Source organism: Methanothermobacter marburgensis str. Marburg (genome assembly GCF_000145295.1).
Taxonomy (GTDB): domain Archaea; phylum Methanobacteriota; class Methanobacteria; order Methanobacteriales; family Methanothermobacteraceae; genus Methanothermobacter; species Methanothermobacter marburgensis.
This window is the reverse complement of sequence record NC_014408.1, coordinates 1261395-1283864: the sequence shown is the minus strand read 5'-3', so window position 1 is coordinate 1283864 and position 22470 is coordinate 1261395. Positions and strand designations below refer to the sequence as shown.

20 protein-coding genes are annotated in these 22470 nt (G+C 49.2%); 9 read left to right on the top strand and 11 right to left on the bottom strand.

Annotated elements, in window-relative coordinates; all coding sequences use genetic code 11:
* Positions 1–14 precede the first annotated feature (14 nt).
* The 6 genes from MTBMA_RS06795 to eif1A all read right to left on the bottom strand — a co-directional run bounded on the left by MTBMA_RS06795 (position 15) and on the right by eif1A (position 6027).
* Entirely contained in the window at positions 15–1028 is a 1014-nt protein-coding gene (locus tag MTBMA_RS06795; RefSeq protein WP_013296190.1) for a phosphorylating glyceraldehyde-3-phosphate dehydrogenase, read from the bottom strand.
* Positions 1029–1278: 250 nt separating this feature from the next.
* Positions 1279–2340: a DNA topoisomerase IV subunit A gene (locus MTBMA_RS06790; protein WP_013296189.1), complete on the bottom strand. Its 1062-nt coding sequence runs from the start codon at positions 2338–2340 to the stop codon at positions 1279–1281.
* Entirely contained in the window at positions 2333–3907 is a 1575-nt protein-coding gene (gene top6B / locus MTBMA_RS06785) for a DNA topoisomerase VI subunit B (protein WP_013296188.1), read from the bottom strand. The genes MTBMA_RS06790 and top6B overlap by 8 nt, the downstream gene beginning before the upstream one ends.
* Positions 3908–4095: 188 nt before the next feature.
* The gene (locus MTBMA_RS06780; RefSeq protein ID WP_013296187.1) at positions 4096–4662 is read right to left on the bottom strand and encodes a KH domain-containing protein; all 567 of its coding nucleotides are present in this window, start codon (positions 4660–4662) and stop codon (positions 4096–4098) included.
* Between the two features lie 189 nt (positions 4663–4851).
* A complete protein-coding gene (locus tag MTBMA_RS06775) occupies positions 4852–5703 on the bottom strand; it encodes a serine protein kinase RIO (RefSeq protein WP_013296186.1) in 852 nt (283 codons plus the stop codon).
* Between the two features lie 24 nt (positions 5704–5727).
* Complete coding sequence (gene eif1A, locus MTBMA_RS06770; RefSeq protein ID WP_013296185.1) at positions 5728–6027, bottom strand: translation initiation factor eIF-1A; 300 nt, start codon at positions 6025–6027, stop codon at positions 5728–5730.
* A 140-nt stretch (positions 6028–6167) separates the two neighbouring features.
* Between eif1A and MTBMA_RS06765 the strand changes: the two genes are divergently transcribed.
* The gene (locus tag MTBMA_RS06765; protein WP_013296184.1) at positions 6168–7394 is read left to right on the top strand and encodes a molybdenum cofactor synthesis domain-containing protein; all 1227 of its coding nucleotides are present in this window, start codon (positions 6168–6170) and stop codon (positions 7392–7394) included.
* A 73-nt stretch (positions 7395–7467) separates the two neighbouring features.
* On the opposite strand, the gene cobK is transcribed toward MTBMA_RS06765, so the two are convergent.
* The 3 genes from cobK to MTBMA_RS06750 form a co-directional block, all read right to left on the bottom strand.
* On the bottom strand, positions 7468–8265 hold the full coding sequence (cobK, locus tag MTBMA_RS06760; RefSeq protein ID WP_013296183.1) for a precorrin-6A reductase: 798 nt from the start codon (positions 8263–8265) through the stop codon (positions 7468–7470).
* Positions 8266–8268: 3 nt separating this feature from the next.
* Positions 8269–10767 (bottom strand): calcium-transporting P-type ATPase, PMR1-type, encoded by a 2499-nt coding sequence (locus MTBMA_RS06755; RefSeq protein WP_013296182.1) that lies wholly within the window; start codon positions 10765–10767, stop codon positions 8269–8271.
* Positions 10768–10971: 204 nt separating this feature from the next.
* Positions 10972–11358 (bottom strand): UPF0146 family protein, encoded by a 387-nt coding sequence (locus MTBMA_RS06750; RefSeq protein WP_013296181.1) that lies wholly within the window; start codon positions 11356–11358, stop codon positions 10972–10974.
* Between the two features lie 18 nt (positions 11359–11376).
* On the opposite strand from MTBMA_RS06750, the gene rimI reads away from it, so the two are divergent.
* From rimI to MTBMA_RS06710, 8 genes are all read left to right on the top strand, one after another.
* On the top strand, positions 11377–11844 hold the full coding sequence (gene rimI, locus MTBMA_RS06745; RefSeq protein WP_013296180.1) for a ribosomal protein S18-alanine N-acetyltransferase: 468 nt from the start codon (positions 11377–11379) through the stop codon (positions 11842–11844).
* Positions 11845–11884: 40 nt separating this feature from the next.
* The gene (gene carA / locus MTBMA_RS06740) at positions 11885–12967 is read left to right on the top strand and encodes a glutamine-hydrolyzing carbamoyl-phosphate synthase small subunit (RefSeq protein ID WP_013296179.1); all 1083 of its coding nucleotides are present in this window, start codon (positions 11885–11887) and stop codon (positions 12965–12967) included.
* A 23-nt stretch (positions 12968–12990) separates the two neighbouring features.
* The gene (carB, locus tag MTBMA_RS06735; protein WP_013296178.1) at positions 12991–16170 is read left to right on the top strand and encodes a carbamoyl-phosphate synthase large subunit; all 3180 of its coding nucleotides are present in this window, start codon (positions 12991–12993) and stop codon (positions 16168–16170) included.
* 67 nt (positions 16171–16237) lie between these two features.
* The gene (locus MTBMA_RS06730) at positions 16238–17566 is read left to right on the top strand and encodes a PKD domain-containing protein (protein ID WP_013296177.1); all 1329 of its coding nucleotides are present in this window, start codon (positions 16238–16240) and stop codon (positions 17564–17566) included.
* 120 nt (positions 17567–17686) lie between these two features.
* The gene (locus MTBMA_RS06725; protein ID WP_013296176.1) at positions 17687–18835 is read left to right on the top strand and encodes an amidohydrolase family protein; all 1149 of its coding nucleotides are present in this window, start codon (positions 17687–17689) and stop codon (positions 18833–18835) included.
* A gap of 4 nt (positions 18836–18839) precedes the next feature.
* The gene (locus tag MTBMA_RS06720; protein ID WP_013296175.1) at positions 18840–19271 is read left to right on the top strand and encodes a universal stress protein; all 432 of its coding nucleotides are present in this window, start codon (positions 18840–18842) and stop codon (positions 19269–19271) included.
* 39 nt (positions 19272–19310) lie between these two features.
* Positions 19311–20156: a CBS domain-containing protein gene (locus MTBMA_RS06715; protein WP_013296174.1), complete on the top strand. Its 846-nt coding sequence runs from the start codon at positions 19311–19313 to the stop codon at positions 20154–20156.
* Between the two features lie 39 nt (positions 20157–20195).
* Positions 20196–20564, top strand: a complete 369-nt coding sequence (locus MTBMA_RS06710; protein WP_013296173.1) for a hypothetical protein — start codon at positions 20196–20198, stop codon at positions 20562–20564.
* Positions 20565–20679: 115 nt separating this feature from the next.
* Here the strand turns inward: MTBMA_RS06710 and larE are convergent, their stop codons facing one another.
* Complete coding sequence (larE, locus tag MTBMA_RS06705; RefSeq protein ID WP_238523360.1) at positions 20680–21792, bottom strand: ATP-dependent sacrificial sulfur transferase LarE; 1113 nt, start codon at positions 21790–21792, stop codon at positions 20680–20682.
* Positions 21755–22438, bottom strand: coding sequence for a TfuA-related McrA-glycine thioamidation protein (locus tag MTBMA_RS06700; protein WP_013296171.1), 684 nt, complete (start codon positions 22436–22438; stop codon positions 21755–21757). The genes larE and MTBMA_RS06700 overlap by 38 nt, the downstream gene beginning before the upstream one ends.
* Between the last annotated feature and the right edge of the window lie 32 nt (positions 22439–22470).

Genomic DNA, 22470 nt, shown 5'->3' with positions numbered 1-22470 from the left:
GAAAAAATTGGTTTTTAGAGTATGCCCATGGCCCTGTTGGTCTTCATTATGGACTTCATGTTGTCCTCTTCAAGTTCAAGGAGGGCCCTTATTGCATCCACACTCTCGGGGACGGCATCGGATTCCTGGTGGACCGCCTGCATGTAGAATAGTTCCCCTTCAACCACGTTTATGGACTCCTCCCAGACAGGTATCTCGAAGAGGTCATTCCTTGACCTTCCAAGTTCCTTGGCGTACTCCATTATCTCTGCGGTTGATGCAAGGCCCTCTGAGGCCTTCACAAGCATGACCCTGGTTGTCTCATCGAGCTTCGCCTTTATCTCATCGGCGTCCACAGGGTTCTCCAGTTCCACCATTATGTTGTGCTGGTGCATCAGTGTTGTGGGGACAAGGAGTGCAACGGTGTGGATATTAACGCCCTTCATGACGGTTTTGAGGTCAGGTCCGTGGTGTGAGGGGACCGTTGGGGGGTTTGGTACAATGGCATTTATTGGACCCTTTTTCACCTGTACAGGGTCAGCACCCCTTCTTACCATCACTGCCCTTACCTTTTTTATCCCGCAGAGGTCATCTATTGGTTTGAGGGTCCTGCAGAGGCCGGTGGTGTTGCAGGAAACAACCCTTGTGTAGTCGGCCCCCAGTGACTCTTCGTAGTTTGTGAAGGAGTTGAAGGAGAGTCCAATGGCGTCGTGCTTTTCACCACCCTGGAATATGGCCTTTATTCCCTTTTCACGGTACAGTTCAAGGTTCTTGGCACCGATGCCCTCTGGTGTTGCATCAACCACGATGTCTGCTTCCTCCAGCATGTCCTTCACGGTACCGCTCACAGGGATTCCTGCATCATCAAAGAGCTTTTCACGTTCAGGGATGCTTACATAGAGGTCATAGCCCTTTTCAATCGCAACCCTCGCCTCAAAATCAGGTTTTGTTTTGCTGACACCAACGACCTTCATGTCGTCCTGGGCAGCCACAGCGTCGGCGACTCTCTTTCCTATTGTCCCATACCCGTTAATGGCTACAGATATCATTAAAGAAACCTCCTATCCCCTGAAAACTTCTGTTCCCAGAGGAACCTCTTAAGTTAAAGGTGTAATCTGATATTATTTCTCATTGATTATTTTATATAGTTATCTCTGGGTGAGGGGGGACTTTAGGTTTATAATTATCTCTGAATGAGTTACTCTGGGTGGATAACCATTAAAAACCAGTTGAGTTTAAGACATGAGGAATTCTCTTATTCTAAAAAATAAATAAAAACAAAAGTTATGGAGAACAGTTTTACTGGTTCTCCACGGCTTCAAGCTTCTCTGGAAGATACGTGTCAACCACGTACTCAAGACCATATTTCGAGAAGGACTGCTGTTCTGCCTTCTTACCGATCTTCAGCATCTTCTTTATTTCGGTCTTCCAGAACTCATCCCTGTACCTTGGATCGTTCAGGAGTTCCTTGAGCCTCACCACATCGATGTCCTTGAGGGGATCTGTGGGGAGGTCATAGTTTATTATGTCACTTGCCGTAACCCCCAGGAACTTTGCATCCGGGGTTGCAAGCTGGTGGTTCACATGGGCGAGCTTCGCACTCCCTGAGATTATGACCATGGCGATGTGGAATCCCCATGGGTCTCCGTCGTTACAGATGTACACTGGAAGGTCCAGTTCCTCGTTGACCCTCTTTATGAACCTCCTGGTTGCCCTTGCGGCCTGACCCTTAAGCCCAACGATGAGGGCGTCGAACTTCTTGTAGGCCTTCTCCTGCACGAGACGGTGGAACATACCCATTGTCTCTACCGCAATGACACGTTCAACATCGTGATCTACGAATTCAACCTCATCTATGGTGGGTGATATGTTATAACCTGATTTGCCAGATCTGAGGGCGTTTATCTCTATGTCACCCTCACGGACCGTCAGGGCACCATAGACAGATGCGCCGTCTTCCTCTGGCATGAGACCCAGCTCCTCCCTGGTCATTCCCAGGGTAACCTCAAGGTCCTCTCCAACGATGTTGGATTCCTGCTGGTCTGCAAAGTCCACCTCCCAGCCCTCTGAGATGTAGTAGAGCTCCCTGAGGGTGGCGGTTTTCTCCCTTGCCACGAGGTCCTTGCAGAAGTTTGCGGTGTATAGCATCTGACCTATCTTCTTTATCTGCTTCACATTACCCATTGAACGTGTACCGTAGCGGTCACCCAGGATGTAGTGCCTCTTCTCTTCATCATAGATTATGTTGGATGTACCCCTTGATGGAACCTTTATCCTGGGGATCCTCCCACGGCTCACATCGTCGAGTATGACGTCTCCAAGACCTTTAAGTTTGTTAATGGCTATTTCTCTTCTATTCATCTAGTGATTCCCCCAGAATTTCAAGTTTTGCCCTTCTTGTAACTGTGTCCAGGAGTTCCCTGTAATCAGGTGCCTCCCTCTCTGCCAGGAGAGCCGCCTGCTTTATGATCACCGGAACGTATGTTTCAAATACTTTGGCCCTCTCAGCCTCCTCCTTGGCGGCCTTCTTCTTCCTGAGGTACTTGTAGAGTTTTCTTGCAGCTATCATGGTGGCCTGCCTGATCTCATGGAGTATTTCAGGTTCAGGTGCCACGCTCTGCTTACCTGTTGAGAGGTAGGGGACGTTGGTTGATACGATATTCACGAATATGGTGAGTGGCGTATTTTCAAGGTCCCTTATGCCGTAGCGCCTCCAGTCAAGGCTCTTAACACCCTCGGTTATTGCGCAGCTACCTGCGTCAAAGGTGAGGGGGACCCTGTTGGCGAACCTCATTATCTCGGCCTTCCTCTGGTCACCAACCATTCTACCGGAGTTTCCACCGTAGGCTATACCGGCCTCAACCACAAAGGCTATACCCCCACGGTAGGTTTTGGGTTTCCTTGTCACGGTGGCGGTGAACTCTGGCTGGAGTATCTCCCTCATACCCTTCTCAATCTGCTCCTCCCCGATGGGTATGAGGCCTGAGGTTGGTGGTGACATGAACTTCATCTTCTTGAAGGCCTCAACTATGCTTTCGGCCTCCTCCCACTTCATATCCTTGGGGCGCTTGTTGAGGTCTATGCCTGTGAGTTCCTCGAGTTCCTTTATCTTCTTGGAGGACATCCTTGAGAGGTTGCTTGTAAGCATGCTCCTGAAGCGTCTCTTGTCGGTGTGCTTTGCCATGAATATGAGGTCATCGGCTGTGACGCCCCATGGGTGGGGGAGGACCTCCTTTGGCATTGGTGGGATGACGTCTGATGCCCTGTTGAAGACGTAGCGGTTCCCTGTGGGGTCATTGAATATTATCTTTGCATGGGGGTTGGCTATCATTGTCCTCCTTATGTACTCGTAGGCCCCCTGCTCTGATAGTGAGTAGGAGACGTCCTTGAAGTGGAGTTCTATGCAGACACCTGTGTCCTCAACCTCCACCTCCTCCTTTTCGAGTATGAGGCCCTGGTTCTTCTTAACGTCCATCTTGAGGGTCATCTTGACCCCCTTGAGTTCTCCGTTTTCCCTGGTCCCTGAGATGACCTTTATGGGCTTACCTGTGGTCATCTGTGATAATAGCACGCAACCACTGCATCCAAGTCCCTGCTGCCCCCTGGACTGGATGTTCCTGAATTTGGACCCGGCGAACATGGTACAGAATACCTTTGGAATGTACTTTTCAGGTATCCCTGGGCCGTTGTCCTGGTGTCTGAGGATGTAGTGGTCCTTACCAATTCTCTTGAGATCTATTTTGATCTCAGGGAGTATGCCCGCCTCCTCTGCGGCGTCAAAACTGTTTGTTATGAGTTCATGAAAAACTATCGTCAGTGACCTTATTTTTCCTGTAAAACCCAGCATCTGCTTGTTTTTTCTGAAGAATTCTGAGGGGGTGAGTTCCTGGAATCCTTCGTCAAAGAGATCCAAAGCTTGCCTAGCCAAAAGTTCGCCTCCTTAAATAATTTTTCACAGGATAATACACATGGGATACCATGCTCATATACACATATGTGTAACTTATAGCATATAAACTTATACCCTAGATGTAACTATTACAGAAAGCATAGTTCGGGCGATACATGTGAAATAATTGAAATTTGCCCTTACAAAAAACAGGTTTATGGTGGAGTTTACATGAATTTAACGCCTTCCTCAAACTCCTTCATTTTCATTTCCTGTTTCTTCTTTTCAAGAAATGCGTACACAGACTTGTGTCTGGCGCCATTAAGTATCATTTCAACGGCTTCCCTTGCAACTGAGAGTTTTTCAAATTCACCTATCAGTGCAACGGTTTTTCCATAGACCGATATATCCACACCGGTCATATCATGGATTATGCGTCTGGTTATACCGCCCCTACCTATTACACGGCCCTTCTGCCTTGCTATGGCCTTTTTGGATTTACCGACATAGTCGGTTATCTTGATGATGTCAAGGGCAACATCGTCATCCAGGAGCCGGAGGGCAACCTCCGGGTTGAAGCCACGTCCTATGGCCCTGACTATGTTCCTTGCCTTCCATGGTGACAGGGGGTCGTCGAGTTCATCATGGGGTATGAGTGTAACTGCACCGGTTTCGCTGTCAATTTCAAGGTCTGTCTGCGTTAGACGCTCAATCTGTGCCTTGACCTCACCATTCTTACCTATCAGAACTCCAACCCTTTCTCGGGGTATTTTGAGATATTCCTCGGTGGGCATCTGATTCACCTCAATGAATAAATAAGGATAAACGTTTATAAAACCTACAATAACTTTCTGTAAAGTATCCAGTGGAGTTTCTATTTCTGCTCTGTTATCTGGGATGGATCCTTCTCTTCAGGTTCCAGGTAATTTTTTAAGGTTTTATTTTTTAATTCTTTCTGTCAGGTTGTGGTTTTCCGTGGCTCTTTAATTCTTTTCATGGGTGTTGGTTTTTGCAGGGGGCTCCGCTTCTTTTTTAATTTTTTTCCTTATATCATCCTCACTTACATTGACCCCCAGCCTTTTAAAGTCACGGACCACGTTCTTTATATCCCTTTCAAGGAGTTCCATGGCCAGTGGGTGGTCAAGGACCATTGCCTGGGATACGTCGATTATAACTGGTTCTCCTGAATGGTTCAGTATGTTGAAGAAGGATAGATCCCCATGTACAAGCCTTGCACCAGTGTAAAGGCGGTGCATGTACTCAACTATCAACTCAAGGGCCCTCTCAGGGTCATCAGGCGGAACCTCCCTCATGGTGGGAGCCGGTTCACCGTCATCCCCGATGAACTCCATTATGAGGATGTTGTCCCTTGCAACCACGGGTTCTGGCACACGGACACCCGCTTCAAGGGCCCTTTTCAGATTCCTGAACTCCTTGTTAACCCAGGCCTGGACAAGCTGGCGTCTGTTGGTTGTCCTCACCCTGAATCTCGGGTCGCCCTGTATGTAGTACTGCATCTTCTTGAAGTCAGATGTGGCGACACGGTAGATCTTGACAGCAACAAATTCGTCGTTATCGGTTATACCCTTGAAGACATTCGCCTCCTTACCTGTGCTCACAGCACCATTGAGCACCGCAAGGTAACCTGAGTTGGCAAGCTTGTAGAGTGTTTTGAGGGTAAGCTCATCAAAGACCTCACTTCCCACCCTTCGGTCCTCAACACCCTTCAACCTCTTGACGGCCTCCATCCGTCCAAGATCAGAGTCTACCCTATCCACAGCCCCTGATTTAAGCGCCCTGAGTTCAGGGGCCTGCCCTGTTTCTTCAGGATCCATTAAAATCAACTTCTCTCGGGACAATCAGAGTTTGAGGTAGCCCTTCCTCTCAAGCCAGTTGGACTCTGTACGGGTGTACCTCCACACTATATCGGCCTTCTCCTCGCTCTGGAACTCCCATGGCTTTACAAGTACAACGTCACCCTCACGGATCCATATCCTCTTCTTCATCTTGCCCGGGATCCTGCCGAGCCTTATATGGCCATCGGCACACCTCACCTTGAGCTTCCCGTGCCCCATTATCTGCTCAACAACTCCAGGTATCTCGCCCTTCCTGGGCGTCCTCACACGCCTAACTTCCTGTGTCTGATGTCCTCTACTCAAATACTCTCCTCCTCTTTTTTTCGTTGATTAACTTTGATTCTAATGCGATTACACATTCAGCAATCAAAGAAATAGACAGTATAATTTATTACCGGTGCAGATATAAATAAATTGCTTAGACTGCTTTTAATGGTGATCCAATGGGAGTTGAATTTCTTGATATAATCGATCTGGACGATGCAAGGGGGATAATGGCTGATCTCTTCAGGGAACTTTACAGTAGATGTTCCGAAACCGTTAACATTGATGATGCAGTTGGGAGGGTACTTGCAGAGGATGTTGAAAGCCCCATCGACCTGCCACCATTTGACAGGGCATCCCGGGATGGGTATGCGGTGGTGGCCTCAGATACCTTCGGGGCAGGCGATGAGAAACCGGTGAGGCTCAGGTGTATCGAGACGGTTGAGGCAGGCTCTTTGCCATCAAGGAGGGTTGAAAGCGGTTCATGCACCAGGATAAGTACGGGGGCGCCTGTACCTGAGGGTGCCGATGCAGTTGTCATGGTTGAGTACACTGAGGTTAGTGGTGAGGATGTCTACATCCATAGGCCGGCATACCCCTCGCAGCATATCGCGGCGGCTGGATCTGATATTGGGGCGGGCAGTGTACTTGTTGGGGGCGGGAAGGTACTCTCACCCGACAAGATCGCAGCGCTTTCAGCTGCAGGGGTCACCTCGGTGAGGGTTGTATCGAGACCATCAGTACATGTCATATCAACGGGTAATGAGCTCATTGAGCCCTCAGGGAGACTTGAACCTGCAAAGATATTTGATTCAAATTCTCTGGGAATATCTGCGGCCCTCAGGGATGCCGGCTGCAGTGTCAGCCGTGGGGGTATAGTGAGGGATGATTACGATGAACTCAGGAGGGGCCTCATTGAGGGGCTGGGTAAAGCGGACCTCGTTATAACCTCAGGTGGCACCTCTGCGGGGGCGGGCGATGTCCTGGCGGATGTGCTTGAGGATCTTGGTGAGGTGGTCATTCACGGCATCTCCATGAAGCCGGGTAAGCCCACCATAGTGGGGGTGGTTGATGGTAAGATGGTGGTGGGGCTCCCAGGTTTCCCGGTTGCAGCCCTTCTGGTTTTCAGGTCACTCGTAGAACCATTCCTCAGGGAACTCTCGGGAATAAAAGCCCCTGAGGGTTCTGTGAAGACACTTAAACTTGCCGAGAGATTCCACTCATCAAGGGGCAGGGTCCAGTATGCACTTGTGAGGGTTGATGGCCAGTATGCAAGGCCCATATTCAAGGATTCTGGTGCAATAGCAGCCCTTGCAGGGGCCGATGGATACATTGAGGTGCCAAAGAACGTTGAAATACTCAATGAAGGAGAGGAGGTTGAGGTTGTCCTCTTTGAGAATCGGTGAACTTATTCTTTAAAGATTTAAAAGCAGTTATCAGTTTCTATTCTAATTTTTTTAGTGCATGTTCTTTAAAGATTTAAAAGCAGTTATCAGTTTCTTTTTTATTCAGGATCTCTGTGACATATTCCACAAGTTCATTAATGTCATGGAATACCTTCTCGCCTTTCAGGTCAACCCTTGGCCTCTCAACGAGGATGATGGGTATTCCAAGCTCTGATGCAGTGGCAACCTTCTCACGGAGACCTCCTGTCTCACCACTATCCTTGGTGATAACCGCACCTGCACGGTATTCCTTCATGAGCACCCTGTTCATCTCTGGGGAGAATGTGCCCTGCATTGCGATGATCTGTTCGGGGGGCACTCCGAGCCTGTGGCATGCCTCAATTGATGAGGTCTGTGGCAGGACCCGGACGGCAACCCTCTCTGGATCCAGTGACTCAAGAACCTCAGGTAGTGTTGAGACCCCTGCAAGGTGCATCGCCACCTCACCCTCCCTGAGGAGTGATGAGGCCACCTCCCCGGCCTCCCTGAATGATTCAACCCTTATGGCCCCCTCAACATCCAGCAGTGGTCTTTCGAACCTCAGGTAGGTTATGCCTGTATCATGGCATGCCAGGAGTGCATTTTCAGTGGCCCTTGTGGCGAAGGGGTGGGTGGCGTCTATGAGGAGTTCTGCACCGATTTCATCTATCAGTTCGCCCAGTCCGGACCTGTCAAGGGGCCCTCTGACTGTTCTTAATGCCCCTGAACTTTCAGCAAGCTCAGCACCGTATTCGGTGGTTGCAGTGGCAGTTATATCAATTCTTGGATCCCTTGAGAGTTCTTCTATGATCCTCCGGGCATCCCTGGTTCCTGCCATCACAATAACATTCATAGGTCATTCCCGCCCGTCAGCAAACCTCATGAGGGCCTCTGCAATCAGTATGAGGGAAGCCACTGCGACTATGAGGACCCAGTCTGTAACCGTGAGGGGGACGGTCCTGAATACACCCTCAAGGGGTGCAAGGTAGACCACCAGTATCTGCAGCAGGAGTGAGGCTGCAACAGCAACAAGGAGGGTCCTGTTGGAAAATCCGGTCCTTGACTTGCAGTTGAATACGTTGAATATCTGGAACATCACAAAGACCGTGAATGCAACTGTCATCGCCCGCTCAACACTGTTCCCTGAGGAGAGCATGTAGATGTAGAGCCCCAGCGTCCCTGCTGCCATGACAGCACCTGCAATTACTATACGCAGCAGGTTCCTTCTTGGCATTATATCCTCCCTCTCGGGTTTTCTGAGCATTATATCGGATTCAGGGGGCTCAACACCAAGGGACTGTGCAGGGGGACCGTCCATTATTATGTTTATCCAGAGTATCTGTATCGGATTGAATGGTACAGGAAGGTTGATGAGTGAGGCCGATACGATTGTGAGGATGGCCCCGACATTTGTTGAAAGCTGGAACTTAACGAAGCGCCTTATGTTATCGAAGATGGTCCGCCCCTCCCTCACAGCTTTAACAATCGTTGCGAAGTTATCATCCTGGAGCACCATGTCAGATGATTCCCTTGCAACGTCCGTCCCGCTGCCCATTGCTACACCTATGGCGGCCTTTTTGAGGGCGGGGGAGTCGTTTACACCATCACCGGTCATGGCAACCACGTGGTCCCTCCTCTGGAGGGCCTCAACTATTCTGACCTTCTGTTCAGGGAAGACACGGGCATAGACCCTCACGTCCTCCACCATATCCTCGAATTCGTCATCAGAGAGTTCATCGAGTTCCCTTCCTGTGAGGGCCAGACCATCATCCATGAGTCCCAGTTCGCGTGCTATGGCAACCGCGGTGTCCCTGTGGTCGCCTGTGATCATAACAACCTTTATACCTGCCTTCCTGCAGGTCTCTATGGCATCGGCAGCCTCCTTTCGTGGAGGGTCCATCATACCGACGAGGCCAGCGAACACAAGGTCCCTCTCCTCCTCATCGCCATCAGGCAGTTTCCGGTATGCAAGGGCCAGAACACGGAGGGCCCTTGATGTCATATCGTTGAGCCTGGACATCCATTTGCCCAGTTCATCATCATCCATTGCCCTCAGGGAGCCGTTATAATCCACGTAACTGCATCTACTGAGTATTATCTCAGGGGCCCCCTTGATGAGGAGGTATCGCCCGTCACCCAGCTGGTTTATGGTGGTCATCCTCTTCCTTTTACTGTCGAGGGGTATTTCCATGAGACGGGGGTATTTCTCCTCAAGCTCCTTTCTGCTGTGTCCATTTTCATCAGCGAAGCTCAGTATGGCGGCATCGGTTGGGTCCCCTATGACTTTGCCATCTGATATTGTGGCGTTGTTGCAGAGTGCTGATACAAGGAGTGCCATCTCTGGTGAGGTGAGCTCTGATTCCCTCACGGTCATCCGGTTATGGGTGAGTGTACCTGTCTTGTCGGTGCAGATAACCGAACATGAACCCAGGGTTTCAACTGCAAGGAGCCTCCTTACAATGGCATTGCTCCGGGCCATCCGCTGCATACCCAGTGCAAGGGTCAGTGTCAGTATGGCGGGAAGGCCCTCGGGTACAGAGGCAACTGCAAGTGAAACAGCGGTCATGAAGGTGTCAACCAGTGGAAGTCCGCGGAGGAACTGTATGGCGAATACCATGGCACATACAACCACCGCTATGAGCCCAAGGCTTTTTCCAAGGGAGGATATCTTCTCCTGCAGAGGTGTCTTACCCTCATCCTCCTGTATCATCTCGGCTATCCTGCCTATTGATGTATCCATACCCACTGCTATTACGGCACCCTTACCGCGACCTGATACAACGTCAGAGTCCATGAATGCGATAACATCCCTTTCATCCTCAGGGTTCTCATGTGTCTTCTGAACGGGTATGGATTCTCCTGTGAGGGTGGATTCGTCTATGCGGAGGTCATAGGCTTCTATGAGTCTGATATCTGCAGGTACATTGTCCCCCTCCTCTATGATTAAAATATCCCCTATTGTGAGCTCAGAGGCAGGTATTTTCTGAGTCATACCATCCCTTATAACCGTGGCCTCAGTTGATACCAGGCCCTTGAGTTTCTCCATTGCTTGCTCGGCCCTGTACTCCTGTATGAAGCCAACTGTGGCATTCACAACCACCACGAAGAGTATGACTGCAGAATCAAGCACATCACCCACAAAGTAGGATGCCACAGCCGCAAGTATGAGTAGTATGATGAGTATATCCATGAACTGGGCAAGGAACATTCTGAGGGGACCTGCCTTTTTCTCCTCAACCAGTTCGTTTTTACCATAAGTTTCAAGTCTTCTGGCTGCTTCATCTGAATTTAAACCATTTTCTGACGTTTTAAGTTCCTTCAAGACTTCCTTTACACTCATCCTGGCCCATTTCATTTTTAACACTTTTCAATTTATTTTGGTAATTTTCTTAAGATCTAGGATCATGATATTTTTTGAATTGGATTACCCCACTGACATTCATTATCCAGTTTATAAAGTATATATTATTAATGAACTGGTGTGATTGTGGTGGGATCGCCTCTGAATCAAATTATCTCAGGTTAATCCACTTTGAGGACATCCTAAAATCGGATGGCTTTATGGACTGTACTCGTAGAAAAAGGTTTTTCTGTAATTTACAAGTTTCATGGGTTTTTCTGTGGCCATATTTTCCCCAGTGAGTGGTTTTATGATCAGCCGGGCACCAGTTGCGTCCGCTACCATCATAAGGGGGTTGTGGAGTTCAGATGGGGGTCTTATGGAGTATATTGTGGCGGCATCCCTGTAGATATCCATATCCGGTGATGTGATGTCATCGTAAATTATGTCCCCACGGGAAGGTTTAATATCTGTTAGAACCAAATCAACTTTTGAATGTTTCATGATATAATCTGAAACATACAGGAATCTACCGGCACCAACCTCAACAACACGGTCGGATGGCTGCGAGCTCCTGATTATGTAAAGTGCAAGATCTTTCCACATTGTACCACGGAGATAGAGATGATAGTAAGGGAATTCAGACCACAGGACCTTAAAACGGTCCTGAAGATTGAGAGGGAATCATTTGCTGATCCCTATCCGGCACACCTCCTGAGGGACATATACAACCTTGGAGCAGGTTTCCTCGTGGCCCAGGAGGACGGCAGGGTCGTTGGATTCATAATATTCTGGATCCGCTTTGAGGATGAAGGTCATATTATCTCACTTGCAGTTGATAAAGATTACCGCCGCCAGGGTGTCGGGGCTGAACTTGTGAGGACAGCCATAGGTATATTTGAAAAATTTCATATTAAAAATATTAAACTGGAGGTAAGGGCAAAGAATAGAGGGGCCATAAATTTCTACAGGGCCCTTGGCTTCAGTGAGGAGAAGGTTATAGCAAACTACTATGAGGATGGAGAGGACGCTGTGGTGATGAGGATGGATCTCCACTCTGGAGGGGATTCTCCTTATGGTCATGAATATTAAATTAATCTAATCAGTCAGAAGTCATGATCACGGTGGTGAAATGTTTAGGGAAGCAAAATTAGCCTTGGAAGATGGTACGATAATAAAAGGAGAGGCATTTGGATTTGAAACAGTGAAGACGGGGGAAGTTGTATTTGCAACCGGGATGACGGGTTATGTTGAATCACTCACAGATCCCTCATACAAGGGCCAGATACTCATGCCAACCTACCCCCTGCAGGGTAACTATGGAATATCTGAGGAGTGGTACCAGTCAGATGGTATAAAGGCCGAGGGCCTGATAGTGAGGGAGGAATGCCAGAAACCCTCACACCAGCTATCAGAAAAGACACTCTCAGAGTTCCTGGAGGAATATGAAATCCCTGGCATAGCGGGTGTTGACACAAGGGCCCTCACCATAAAGATAAGGGAGAGGGGTACCATGAAGGGTGCCCTTGCAACAGAGGAGATTGATGATGATGAACTCCTTGAACTGGCAGTGAATCAACCGGACATAACCGAGATTGACCTTGTGGACCAGGTATGTGTTACCGAACCGGTCACCATGAATGAGGACGCAGAGAGGAGGGTTGTTATAGTTGACTGCGGAATCAAGAGAAACAGCATAAAGGCCCTCCTTGAAAGGGATGTTGGTGTTGCTCTTGTACCCTACAGAATGGAGCCAGAGGAAATAATGGAATATGACCCTGACGCGCTCCTAATATCAAGCGGACCTGGTGACCCCACAAGGGTGAAGAAGGCCATAAGCACGGTCAGAACACTATCAGAACAGCTGCCCATATTCGGGATATGTCTTGGACAGCAGATAATCGGCCTTGCATTCGGGGCCAGCATATACAAGATGAAATTCGGGCACAGAGGTATAAACCAGCCGGTGAAGGACCTAAGGACAGGTACAGTCTCAATAACATCCCAGAACCACGGGTTCACCATCGACCCGGACTCAGTAAGGGGGACGGATATTGAGATCACACAGCTGAACCTCAACGACGGGACACCTGAGGCAATAGAGCACAGGGAACTCCCGGTTTTCAGTGTCCAGTACCACCCTGAGGCAGGACCAGGACCACATGATACTGTGAACATCTTTGATCGTCTTGTAAGTGTTATGAAAGAATACTAGGATAAGAGGAAGATGGGGATAAAATGCCGCGGGATGAAAGCATCAACAAGGTACTTATCATAGGATCTGGCCCTATACAGATAGGGCAGGCTGCTGAATTTGATTATTCAGGTTCTCAGGCATGCAAATCACTGAGGGAGGAGGGGATTGAGACAGTACTCGTGAACTCAAACCCTGCCACCATCCAGACCGACATGGAAATGGCTGACAGGGTCTATGTGGAGCCCCTCACACCTGAGATAGTTGCAAAGATAATCGAAAAGGAGAAACCCGACGCGGTACTCCCAACCATGGGGGGGCAGACAGGCCTCAACGTTGCAACGGGTCTTGCAGAGATAGGTGCCCTCGAGGGTGTGAGGGTTATAGGGTCCTCCATTGAGACCATAAGAAACGTTGAGGACCGTGACCTCTTTGACAGTTTCATGAAGAGACTCAACGAGCCAGTACCCGCAGCAAGAGCGGTAAATTCAGTTGAAGAGGCCCTTGAAGCTGTTGATGAGATAGGGTATCCTGTTATAGTGAGGCCCGCGTTCACCCTTGGGGGTACAGGTGGGGGGGTGGCCCACAACCGCGATGAACTCATTGAGATAGCCACAAGGGGCCTTGAGATGAGTTTCATCAACCAGGTCCTCATAGACCAGTCTGTACTTGGCTGGAAGGAATTCGAGTATGAGGTCATGAGGGACCGCAACGACACCTGCATAATCGTCTGTAACATGGAGAACATCGACCCCATGGGCATACACACCGGGGAGAGCGTGGTGGTTGCACCGGCCCAGACCCTCAGTGACGAGGACAACCAGAGGCTGAGGGATGCGGCAATAAAGATCATAAGGGCCCTCAGGATTGAGGGGGGCTGCAACATACAGTTCGCTGTCCACCCGGAGACAGGTGAATACAAGGTCATAGAGGTGAACCCGAGGGTGAGCAGGAGCAGTGCACTGGCATCAAAGGCCACAGGTTACCCCATAGCCAAGATCGCCGCCAAGATTGCCGTGGGCATGACCCTCGATGAGATAGAGAATGACATAACAAAGGAGACACCGGCATCCTTTGAGCCATCCATTGACTACATCGTGACAAAGATTCCAAGGTGGCCCTTTGATAAGTTCAGGGGGATAAGCCGGGAAATAGGGGTTCAGATGAAATCCACAGGGGAGGTCATGGCCATAGGAAGAACCCTTGAGGAATCCCTTAACAAGGCCATAAGATCCCTTGATATAGGTGCCGATGGCTTCATGGAGATACCCTACACAAGGAAGGACCTTGAAAACCCCACTGACCTCAGACTGTTCCAGATCTACACAGCCCTTAAGGATGGTATGGGTATAGATGAGATACATGAGCTGACAGGTATAGACCCATTCTTCCTGGAGAAGATCTGGAACATAGTGAACTTTGAGTCATCCCTCACCAGAGAATCCCTGAGGGATCCCAGGGTCCTCCTTAAGGCCAAGAGGATGGGCTTTTCAGATTCAAGGCTGGCATCAATAACAGGGCTTTCAGAGTCAGAAATAAGGTCCCTAAGGCTCAAGAATAATATAAAACCTGTCTACAAGATGGTTGACACATGTGCAGCCGAATTTGAGGCGAAAACACCTTACTACTATGGCTGCTATGACCTTGAAGATGAGGTTGAGGTCTCAGACAGGAAGAAGGTCCTCATCATAGGTTCGGGTCCAATAAGGATAGGTCAGGGTATAGAATTCGATTACTGCTGTGTACATGCGGCAATGGCTCTCACTGAGGATGGTTATGAGACCATAATGGTTAACAACAACCCTGAAACCGTGAGTACAGATTACGACATATCTGATAAGCTCTACTTTGAACCCCTCACACTGGAGGACGTCCTTGCCGTGATAGATAAGGAGAAACCTGAGGGCGTCGTAGTACAGTTCGGTGGCCAGACATCCATAAACCTTGCCGTACCCCTGGCAGAGGAGGGTGTCAGGATACTGGGTACACCACATGAAAGCATAGACAGGGTTGAGGACCGTGAAAGGTTCACCCGTGTCCTTGATAAGCTGGGGATACCGCAGGCACCCTATGGGATCGCCAAGTCCTTTGAGGATGCAAGGGAAGTGGCTGAACGCATAGGGTACCCTGTACTTGTACGGCCATCATATGTCCTCGGTGGAAGGGCAATGGAGATAGTCTACGATGAGAGGGAGCTTGAGGAGTACATGAAGGAGGCTGTGAGGGTATCCCCCGAGCATCCTATCCTGGTGGATAAGTTCCTTGAGGATGCAATAGAGGTTGATGTGGACGCACTCTCCGATGGAACTGGCGTATACATCGGCGGGATAATGGAGCACATAGAGGAGGCAGGGGTTCACTCAGGGGACTCGGCGTGTGTGATACCACCGCAGAGCATCCCACAGGAAATAATTGAAACCATAAAGGATTACACAAGGAAACTGGCCCTTGAACTTGATGTTGTGGGCTTAATAAACATTCAGTACGCTGTGAAACCCGACTCTGAGCCGGCAGTTTACATACTCGAGGCTAACCCCAGGGCCAGCCGTACCGTTCCATTCGTCAGCAAGGCCACCGGTGTTCCACTTGCCAAGATTGCTGCCAGGCTGATGATGGGGGCAAAGCTCAGTGACCTTGGACTAACAGAGGAGAAGGAGATAGACCATGTGGCAGTGAAGGAGTCAGTGTTTCCATTCATAAAACTGCCAGGGGCAGACTCGGTGCTTGGCCCTGAGATGAAATCCACCGGCGAGGCAATGGGCATCGATGAGAATTTCGGTATAGCCTACTACAAGTCCCAGCTATCTGCCAGCATGGACCTCCTCACAGAGGGCAAGGTATTCATAAGCGTCAGGGACCAGGATAAGGACAAGATAGCCGACATCGTTAAAAAGGCCAGTGACCTGGGCTTCAAGATCATGGCAACCCGCGGGACAGCAAGGGCGATCAGTGACATAGCCGATATAGAGGTTGTGAGGAAGGTGAGCCAGGGGTCACCAAACATAAGGGACTCCATACTCAATGGTGAAGTTGGTCTCATAATCAACACACCATCAGGAAAGCAGTCAGCCGACGATGGCTATCTAATAAGGAGAATGGCGGTTGAACTTGGAATACCCTATGTTACGACACTTGCTGGGGCAAGGGCGGCCCTTAATGCCATTGAGGCTGTTCGACTTGGGAGGATAACTGTGAAGTCCCTTGACGAATACCATGGGATGTGATACATGGCACCAATTTTCTTTTAAATTTTAAACTATTGTGATATTATAGAATGTAGCGGTGAAGGACATGAGATATGGAAAACTCATGCTCGCTGCATTCATAATATTATCACTCACTGCATTACCCCTATCAGAGGCCCACATACTCATAGTTGCAGACAGCCTCTCAGATAGCAGCTGCATGTATGATGAGGCAAAGAAGGTTGCAACAACCCTCAAGAACAGGGGCTACCAGGTAGTTGAACTCTACAAGGGAAATGCAACCGTTAAGAACATACTCAAGGGCATGTACGGTGCAGATGCTGTGATATACGCGGGCCACGGAGGATACATGTCAGGGAACTATGACTGCCGTGGGGGATATGCCAGCCCACCATTCTCACTGGTTGCAAGTGACGGCTACATATGGGGTGCAGGGGATATGGTGCAGGTCAATGGACAGACCTTTTACCTGCCCTTCAAGGAAGGAATACCCGTAATATTACTACACGCATGCTTCTCAACCGGATGGGTTGAGGATTATGAGGTTAAGAACCCCATAGAGACCATCTACCACTTCTCAAGGATGTTCACAGGTTCAGGCGCCAACTACTATGCCACAGCATGGGATGGTGCAGAGATAATATACGACTTCCTGAACGGCTCCAGGAACTTCTATGAGGCCAACCAGAAGAACTTTGAGGTTATAAATAAGAGTACAGTTTACAATGGCACAACCATCTGGCGCAACGACCATGGATATGCGGCCTTTGTTGGGGACTGGAACGGCACCTTCCCGGGGGCCAGTAATACAACACCCTATGATGATGCCGCCGCAGAGGAATGGTACAGAACCAAGGTCAAACCCAACTTCACAGGAAGCAAACCTGTGGCAGACTTCACATACACCTACTGCGGTTCAACATCACTCAGGGCATTCACCTTCAGGTCAACTGCATATGACCCTGATAACGACACAATAACACTCAAATGGAACTTCGGTGACGGCTCAACAGCAGCATGTGAAGAGGTCACCCACACCTATGCAAGGGATGGCTACTACACAGTTTCACTGACCGCGACAGATAGCAACGGCTTAATCTCAGTTAAGAAGAAGACAATCACAGTTGGAAACCCAAAACCCGACCTTGTGGTCACAGGAACAAGAAAATCTGGAAGCACACTCTACATATACGTTAAGAACCAGGGGACAGCTGCAGCCAGAAACTTCTACACAAGGGTGTGGTATGGCAGCTATTCAACAAAGAACTATAAACAGGTGTACACAGGCACACTGAACCCGGGCGCGACGGTCACACTAAAGACCTACTACAGGTACTCACGGGGAACGGTTAAGGCCGACTACTACAACAAGGTCTCTGAGAAATCAGAAACAAACAACATCAGGAAATTCTGAACAACTATTATTCATTCTTTCTCCATGAACTCACAGTAGATGTCTGAATTCAACTTTCATTTTTTATTCTTCTCCTGAACTCACAAAAAATAAAATAGGGCAAAAACCAATTAATTAAATATGCTTGTTGTTGAAAACGGGACTGTCCTCCGCGGTGCCAGTCTGAGACCCGAGAGGACAAATATTCTCATTGAGGATGACATCATAGCCGAGATAACCCCTGATAGGATCCCGGGAAGCAACAGGATTGATGCATCAGGCTTCATGGTTGCCCCAGCCCTTGTGAACTCCCACGTGCACCTTGGAGACTCAGTTGCAATGGACGTGGGGGATGGAAGGCCACTTGAGGATATAGTGAGACCCCCCAATGGCCTGAAACACCAGATACTTGAATCATCCCCACGCTGGAAACTTAAGGCATCCATGAAGGATGCAATGGCTGACATGATGGCCCATGGCACAGGATCATTCATTGACTACAGGGAGGGTGGTTTTAGCGGTATTGAACTCCTCACTGAAGCAATGGCAGATCTCCCACTGAAGGGAATGATACTTGGTAGGGACCCTGCGGTTTTTGACCCTGAAGCATCGAATGCTGAGGTCAGGCGTGCTGTGAGGAGGATCTTGCAGGTATCTGATGGTTTTGCACCAAGCGGCATGGGCGAGATAACCGATGAGGCAGCCCGCATAATCGTTGATGAATGTGAAAGGATGGGTAAGGTTGCATCGATTCACGTTGCAGAGCACCCGGAATCCCAGAGGAGGTCACTTGAGGAGACGGGCAGGACTGAGGTTGAAAGGGCTCTGGACGCCGGATTTAAGCTTCTGGTGCACCTCACAAACCCAGTCAGGGATGACCTTGAAATTGTAAGGGAAAGCGGGGCCTCGGTTGTGCTGTGCCCCAGATCCAACGGGGCGCTCTCAGCAGGTATACCCCCAGTTAAGAGGATGCATGAGATGGGCATAAATCTCCTTCTCGGCACAGACAACGTCATGTTCAACTCGCCGGATCTCCTCAGGGAGATGGAGTACACCCTGAAGGTTACAAGGGGATCCACAGGTGAGTACTTCCCACCACTTGAGGTGCTGAGGATGACAACCGTTAACGCATCGGAGATAACAGGTGGGGGTGTTATTGAGGAGGGATTCCCGGCGGACCTCATGATCACCGAGAAACTATCCACTGACCCCTACCTCTCCATCATAAACCGTACTGAATCGAAAAATATAATATACTTAATAATAAAAGGTAAACTAGTTAAGAGGTGAGGCTATGTACAGTAAAATCCTGCTCCCAACCGACGGCTCAAAACATGCCAACAAGGCAGCTGAACATGCTATATGGATTGCAAGGGAAAGCGGAGCCGAAATAATTGCTTTAACAGTTATGGAGACATCATCCCTCGTGGGTCTCCCGGCAGACGACCTTATAATAAGGCTGAGGGAAATGCTCGAGGAGGAGGCATCAAGGTCCCTTGAAGCCGTTAAGAAGCTTGTTGAGGAATCAGGGGCAGGTGTTAAACTGACACTCAGGACCGATGAGGGTTCACCTGCAGAGGCCATACTAAGGACAGTGGAGAAGGAGGGCGTGGATCTCGTGGTCATGGGAACCTCAGGCAAACACGGCCTTGACAGATTCCTGCTGGGCAGCGTGGCAGAAAAGGTGGTAAGGTCCGCAGGCTGCCCGGTCCTTGTTGTTCACTGAAAACCATTTTTTTTAACCGACTCTCTTCTGGTGTTGGTCATGCTTGTAAAGGAGATAATGTCAGAGAAAATACACTATGTAACTGTTCCAGGAAACAGGGCAACAGCCCTTGAACTCATGAGAAAAGAGAATGTATCAGGGCTTCCAGTTGTTAAAAAGGGAACAGAGGAACTTGTGGGGATAATAACAAGATCAGACCTTGTTGAGAATCCGGATGAGGAGCAGATAGCGCTGATAATGACGAGGAATCCAGTCACAGTCGCCCCGGACGACGATGTCAGGGTGGCTGCAGAGAGGATGCTTGAGAGAAACATCCGGAGGGTCCCTGTTGTTGACCAGGACAGGCTTGTGGGTATAGTGACAAGCTATGACCTGGTTGCAGGTGCAATTGCAGAAATGGAAATCGATGAACCAGTGGAGAATTACATGACAAGGAACATCCCCACAACATGGGATAGAACACCCCTCAGTGTGGCATTTGAGATAATGAGGTACTTCGGACTGAAGGTCCTCCTGGCCCTCAACAACAGCGGTGAACTCTCAGGGGTTCTCACAGAGACAGACTTCATAAATGAAAGCGAGGTTGTCTCTGAAAGTACCGTTCATAATACATCTGTGGGTACAGAGGGTGACAGGTGGTCCTGGGACAGCAAAAACGTACTCTACGTTATAAAAAACCAGCTCAAATTCCCTGACAAGGAGGTCAGGGACGTTGCAACCACAGACATAGTCACCGCAACCACCTCAACCACGGTCACCTCCTGCGCAAGGAAGATGAAGAGGAGGAACATTGAACAGATACCCATCATAGACTATGAGGGAAACCTCACAGGGCTTGCAAGGGCCAATGACCTTATAAATGCTCTGATTGATTCAAATGAGTGACCAGAGAATAAACCTGAAGGCCTCAAAGGGTCTTCTGAGGTGGCGGCTAAGAACCATGGTGAGGTCTCAATAAGGGACATCGAGATCAAGATGCTACTTGGCTACTGCTGGTGGTATGATCTGCCGGTTATTGAGACACTGCTGGATGTACTTGAGATGACACTGAAGAGGGCCATCTCTGAGGTACTCCCCCATGATGAGCTACTGCTTGATTACACGGTGAGGACCAATGACCTCCCTGATGACTCCAGTGAGGTTGAGATAATTTTCAATGGGATAAGTGCCGATGGTATTGAGTTCAGCACCCCCTCTGGACTTGTTTTAAGGGGTGATGATTCAAGGGGTCTCCTTCAGAAGATCACCGCCTTCAGAAGGAGGGTTAATGAGAACGTCCAGAGGGCCCTGTGACTAAACAATCCAATGCACCTATAATCCAGGCCCCACATTACCTTTGGATGGACAATCATTTTCTGATCCAGTCAGCCACTATATTCACAGGATATTGGATGATATCACTGGACCATCATGCTTCTGATTGAGAGTGATTCTGTGACTCCATGTCCTCATGCGCCCTTATGATGTGTGGCAGCACCTCAAGGAGCACCTCCTCTGCGTCTTCCCTGTCCACTACCCTTCTTGCCACTATCTTCCCGTTCCTGAATATGGTCACGTTACTTTCACCCACCTCAACCATGACGACACCCATCTTCTCTGAGCATCGGGGCTTCCTCTCCTCCAGCTTTTCACAGGTTTCTTTTATATCGATGTGGTAGGGCAGCTTAACCTCGAACATTATCCTTGATTCAGCATCCCTGCAGGGCCTGTAGAGTACAATGTCCTTCTTACCCTCCCTGTAGCCTGTGAGATCCAGGAGCACCCTCTTAAACCCGACAGCCCTCAACTCATTCTCTATATGCCTCAGATTTGCTGCATTGAGAAGCCTCTCAGGTTCATCAACCTCTATTATCGCAGAGTCCCCCTCATGCCTGACCCTCACGATGCCCTCACCGTAAAGTCCCCTAACGAGAGTTTCAGCATATGAGACCCTGTTTATCCGTTCAGGCGTTATCTCCTGATCCTTTATCCTTGTTGCAAGGCATGTGGTGTTCTCCGAGTATTCAAGGTTCCTCTTTTTGAGATATTCAAGGACGTCACTCCGCGTAATCCCCGCATCAAGGAGGGGGGTCTCTATACCCAGCAGATGGTTAACCAGGGTTCCAGGCCGGTCTTCGAACATGTCACTTGCGGTTGTGCCATCAAGGACAGCCTCAAAACCCCTTTTTCTGGCCTCAGAGAGTATTGAACTGTATATGATGTTCTTACATACAAGGCACCTCTCCGGGGTGTTACTCACAAACTCCTGGTTTTCAAGGAGCGGTCTGTTTATTATAAAGTGCTCCACCCCGAGGGATCCGGCAATTGATGAGGCATTTTCTATGAATCCTGGGGGCATAAAACCTGTGTCAACTGTGAATGCAGCAACCTCATCGGCGGAATCCCCTGCAATATCAAGAAGTGCTGTGCTATCAGCCCCACATGAGAATCCGACAGCAACCTTCCTGCCTTTAAGGGCATCCTTCACCTTTTTTATCTTTGATTCAAGATCCATGAGTTTCACATCCATGATCCTGATCATCAGAGCTTAGCAGTCCCTTAATGTATTTTATAACCTCAATTGCGTCCTCCCTTTTTATATCCCTACCTTCAGATTCAAGGAATGACATGAGGGATGCCTTTCTGTTTTCAGGTATTTCTGCGTCATGCAGAATTCTCTGGTAGTTCCTGAGGGGATAAAATAGATTCTTAGCGATTTTCATGAGTTCTCTGAAGTCATCTTCACCGATGATGCCACTTTCAAGGGCCCTTTCAAAGTTAAAATGAATGCTCACAAGGGAATCAGAGAGGGCCTCGAGGGTTTCAGGGTTAAAGGCAACTGCAACATCATCATCAGATTCCAGATCACCATTCAGGTAGGCCCTGAATATACGGCCGACTCCCACCATCCCCAAGTCATAGAGTTCAGAGGCCCTTAGCGCCCCCATACTGGCCCCTCCAACAACGGTAACGCCCATCCTGAGGGCCTCAATGATTTCACGGTGCCCCACTGCCGGACTCTGATGAAATACACCGTCAATTATCCCTATTATGTCTGGCTTATCAGAGAGGGCCTCATGGACGTCACCCCGCCTTACAGGGGGTCTGTAATCTGCCCTTAGGATATCTGATGCATCACTGTGGGAAAGTGATGGTCCTGTAAATATTATGATCTTTCTGCTGTGCATATGGATTATCTAGTGCGTAGGGTCACTTAATC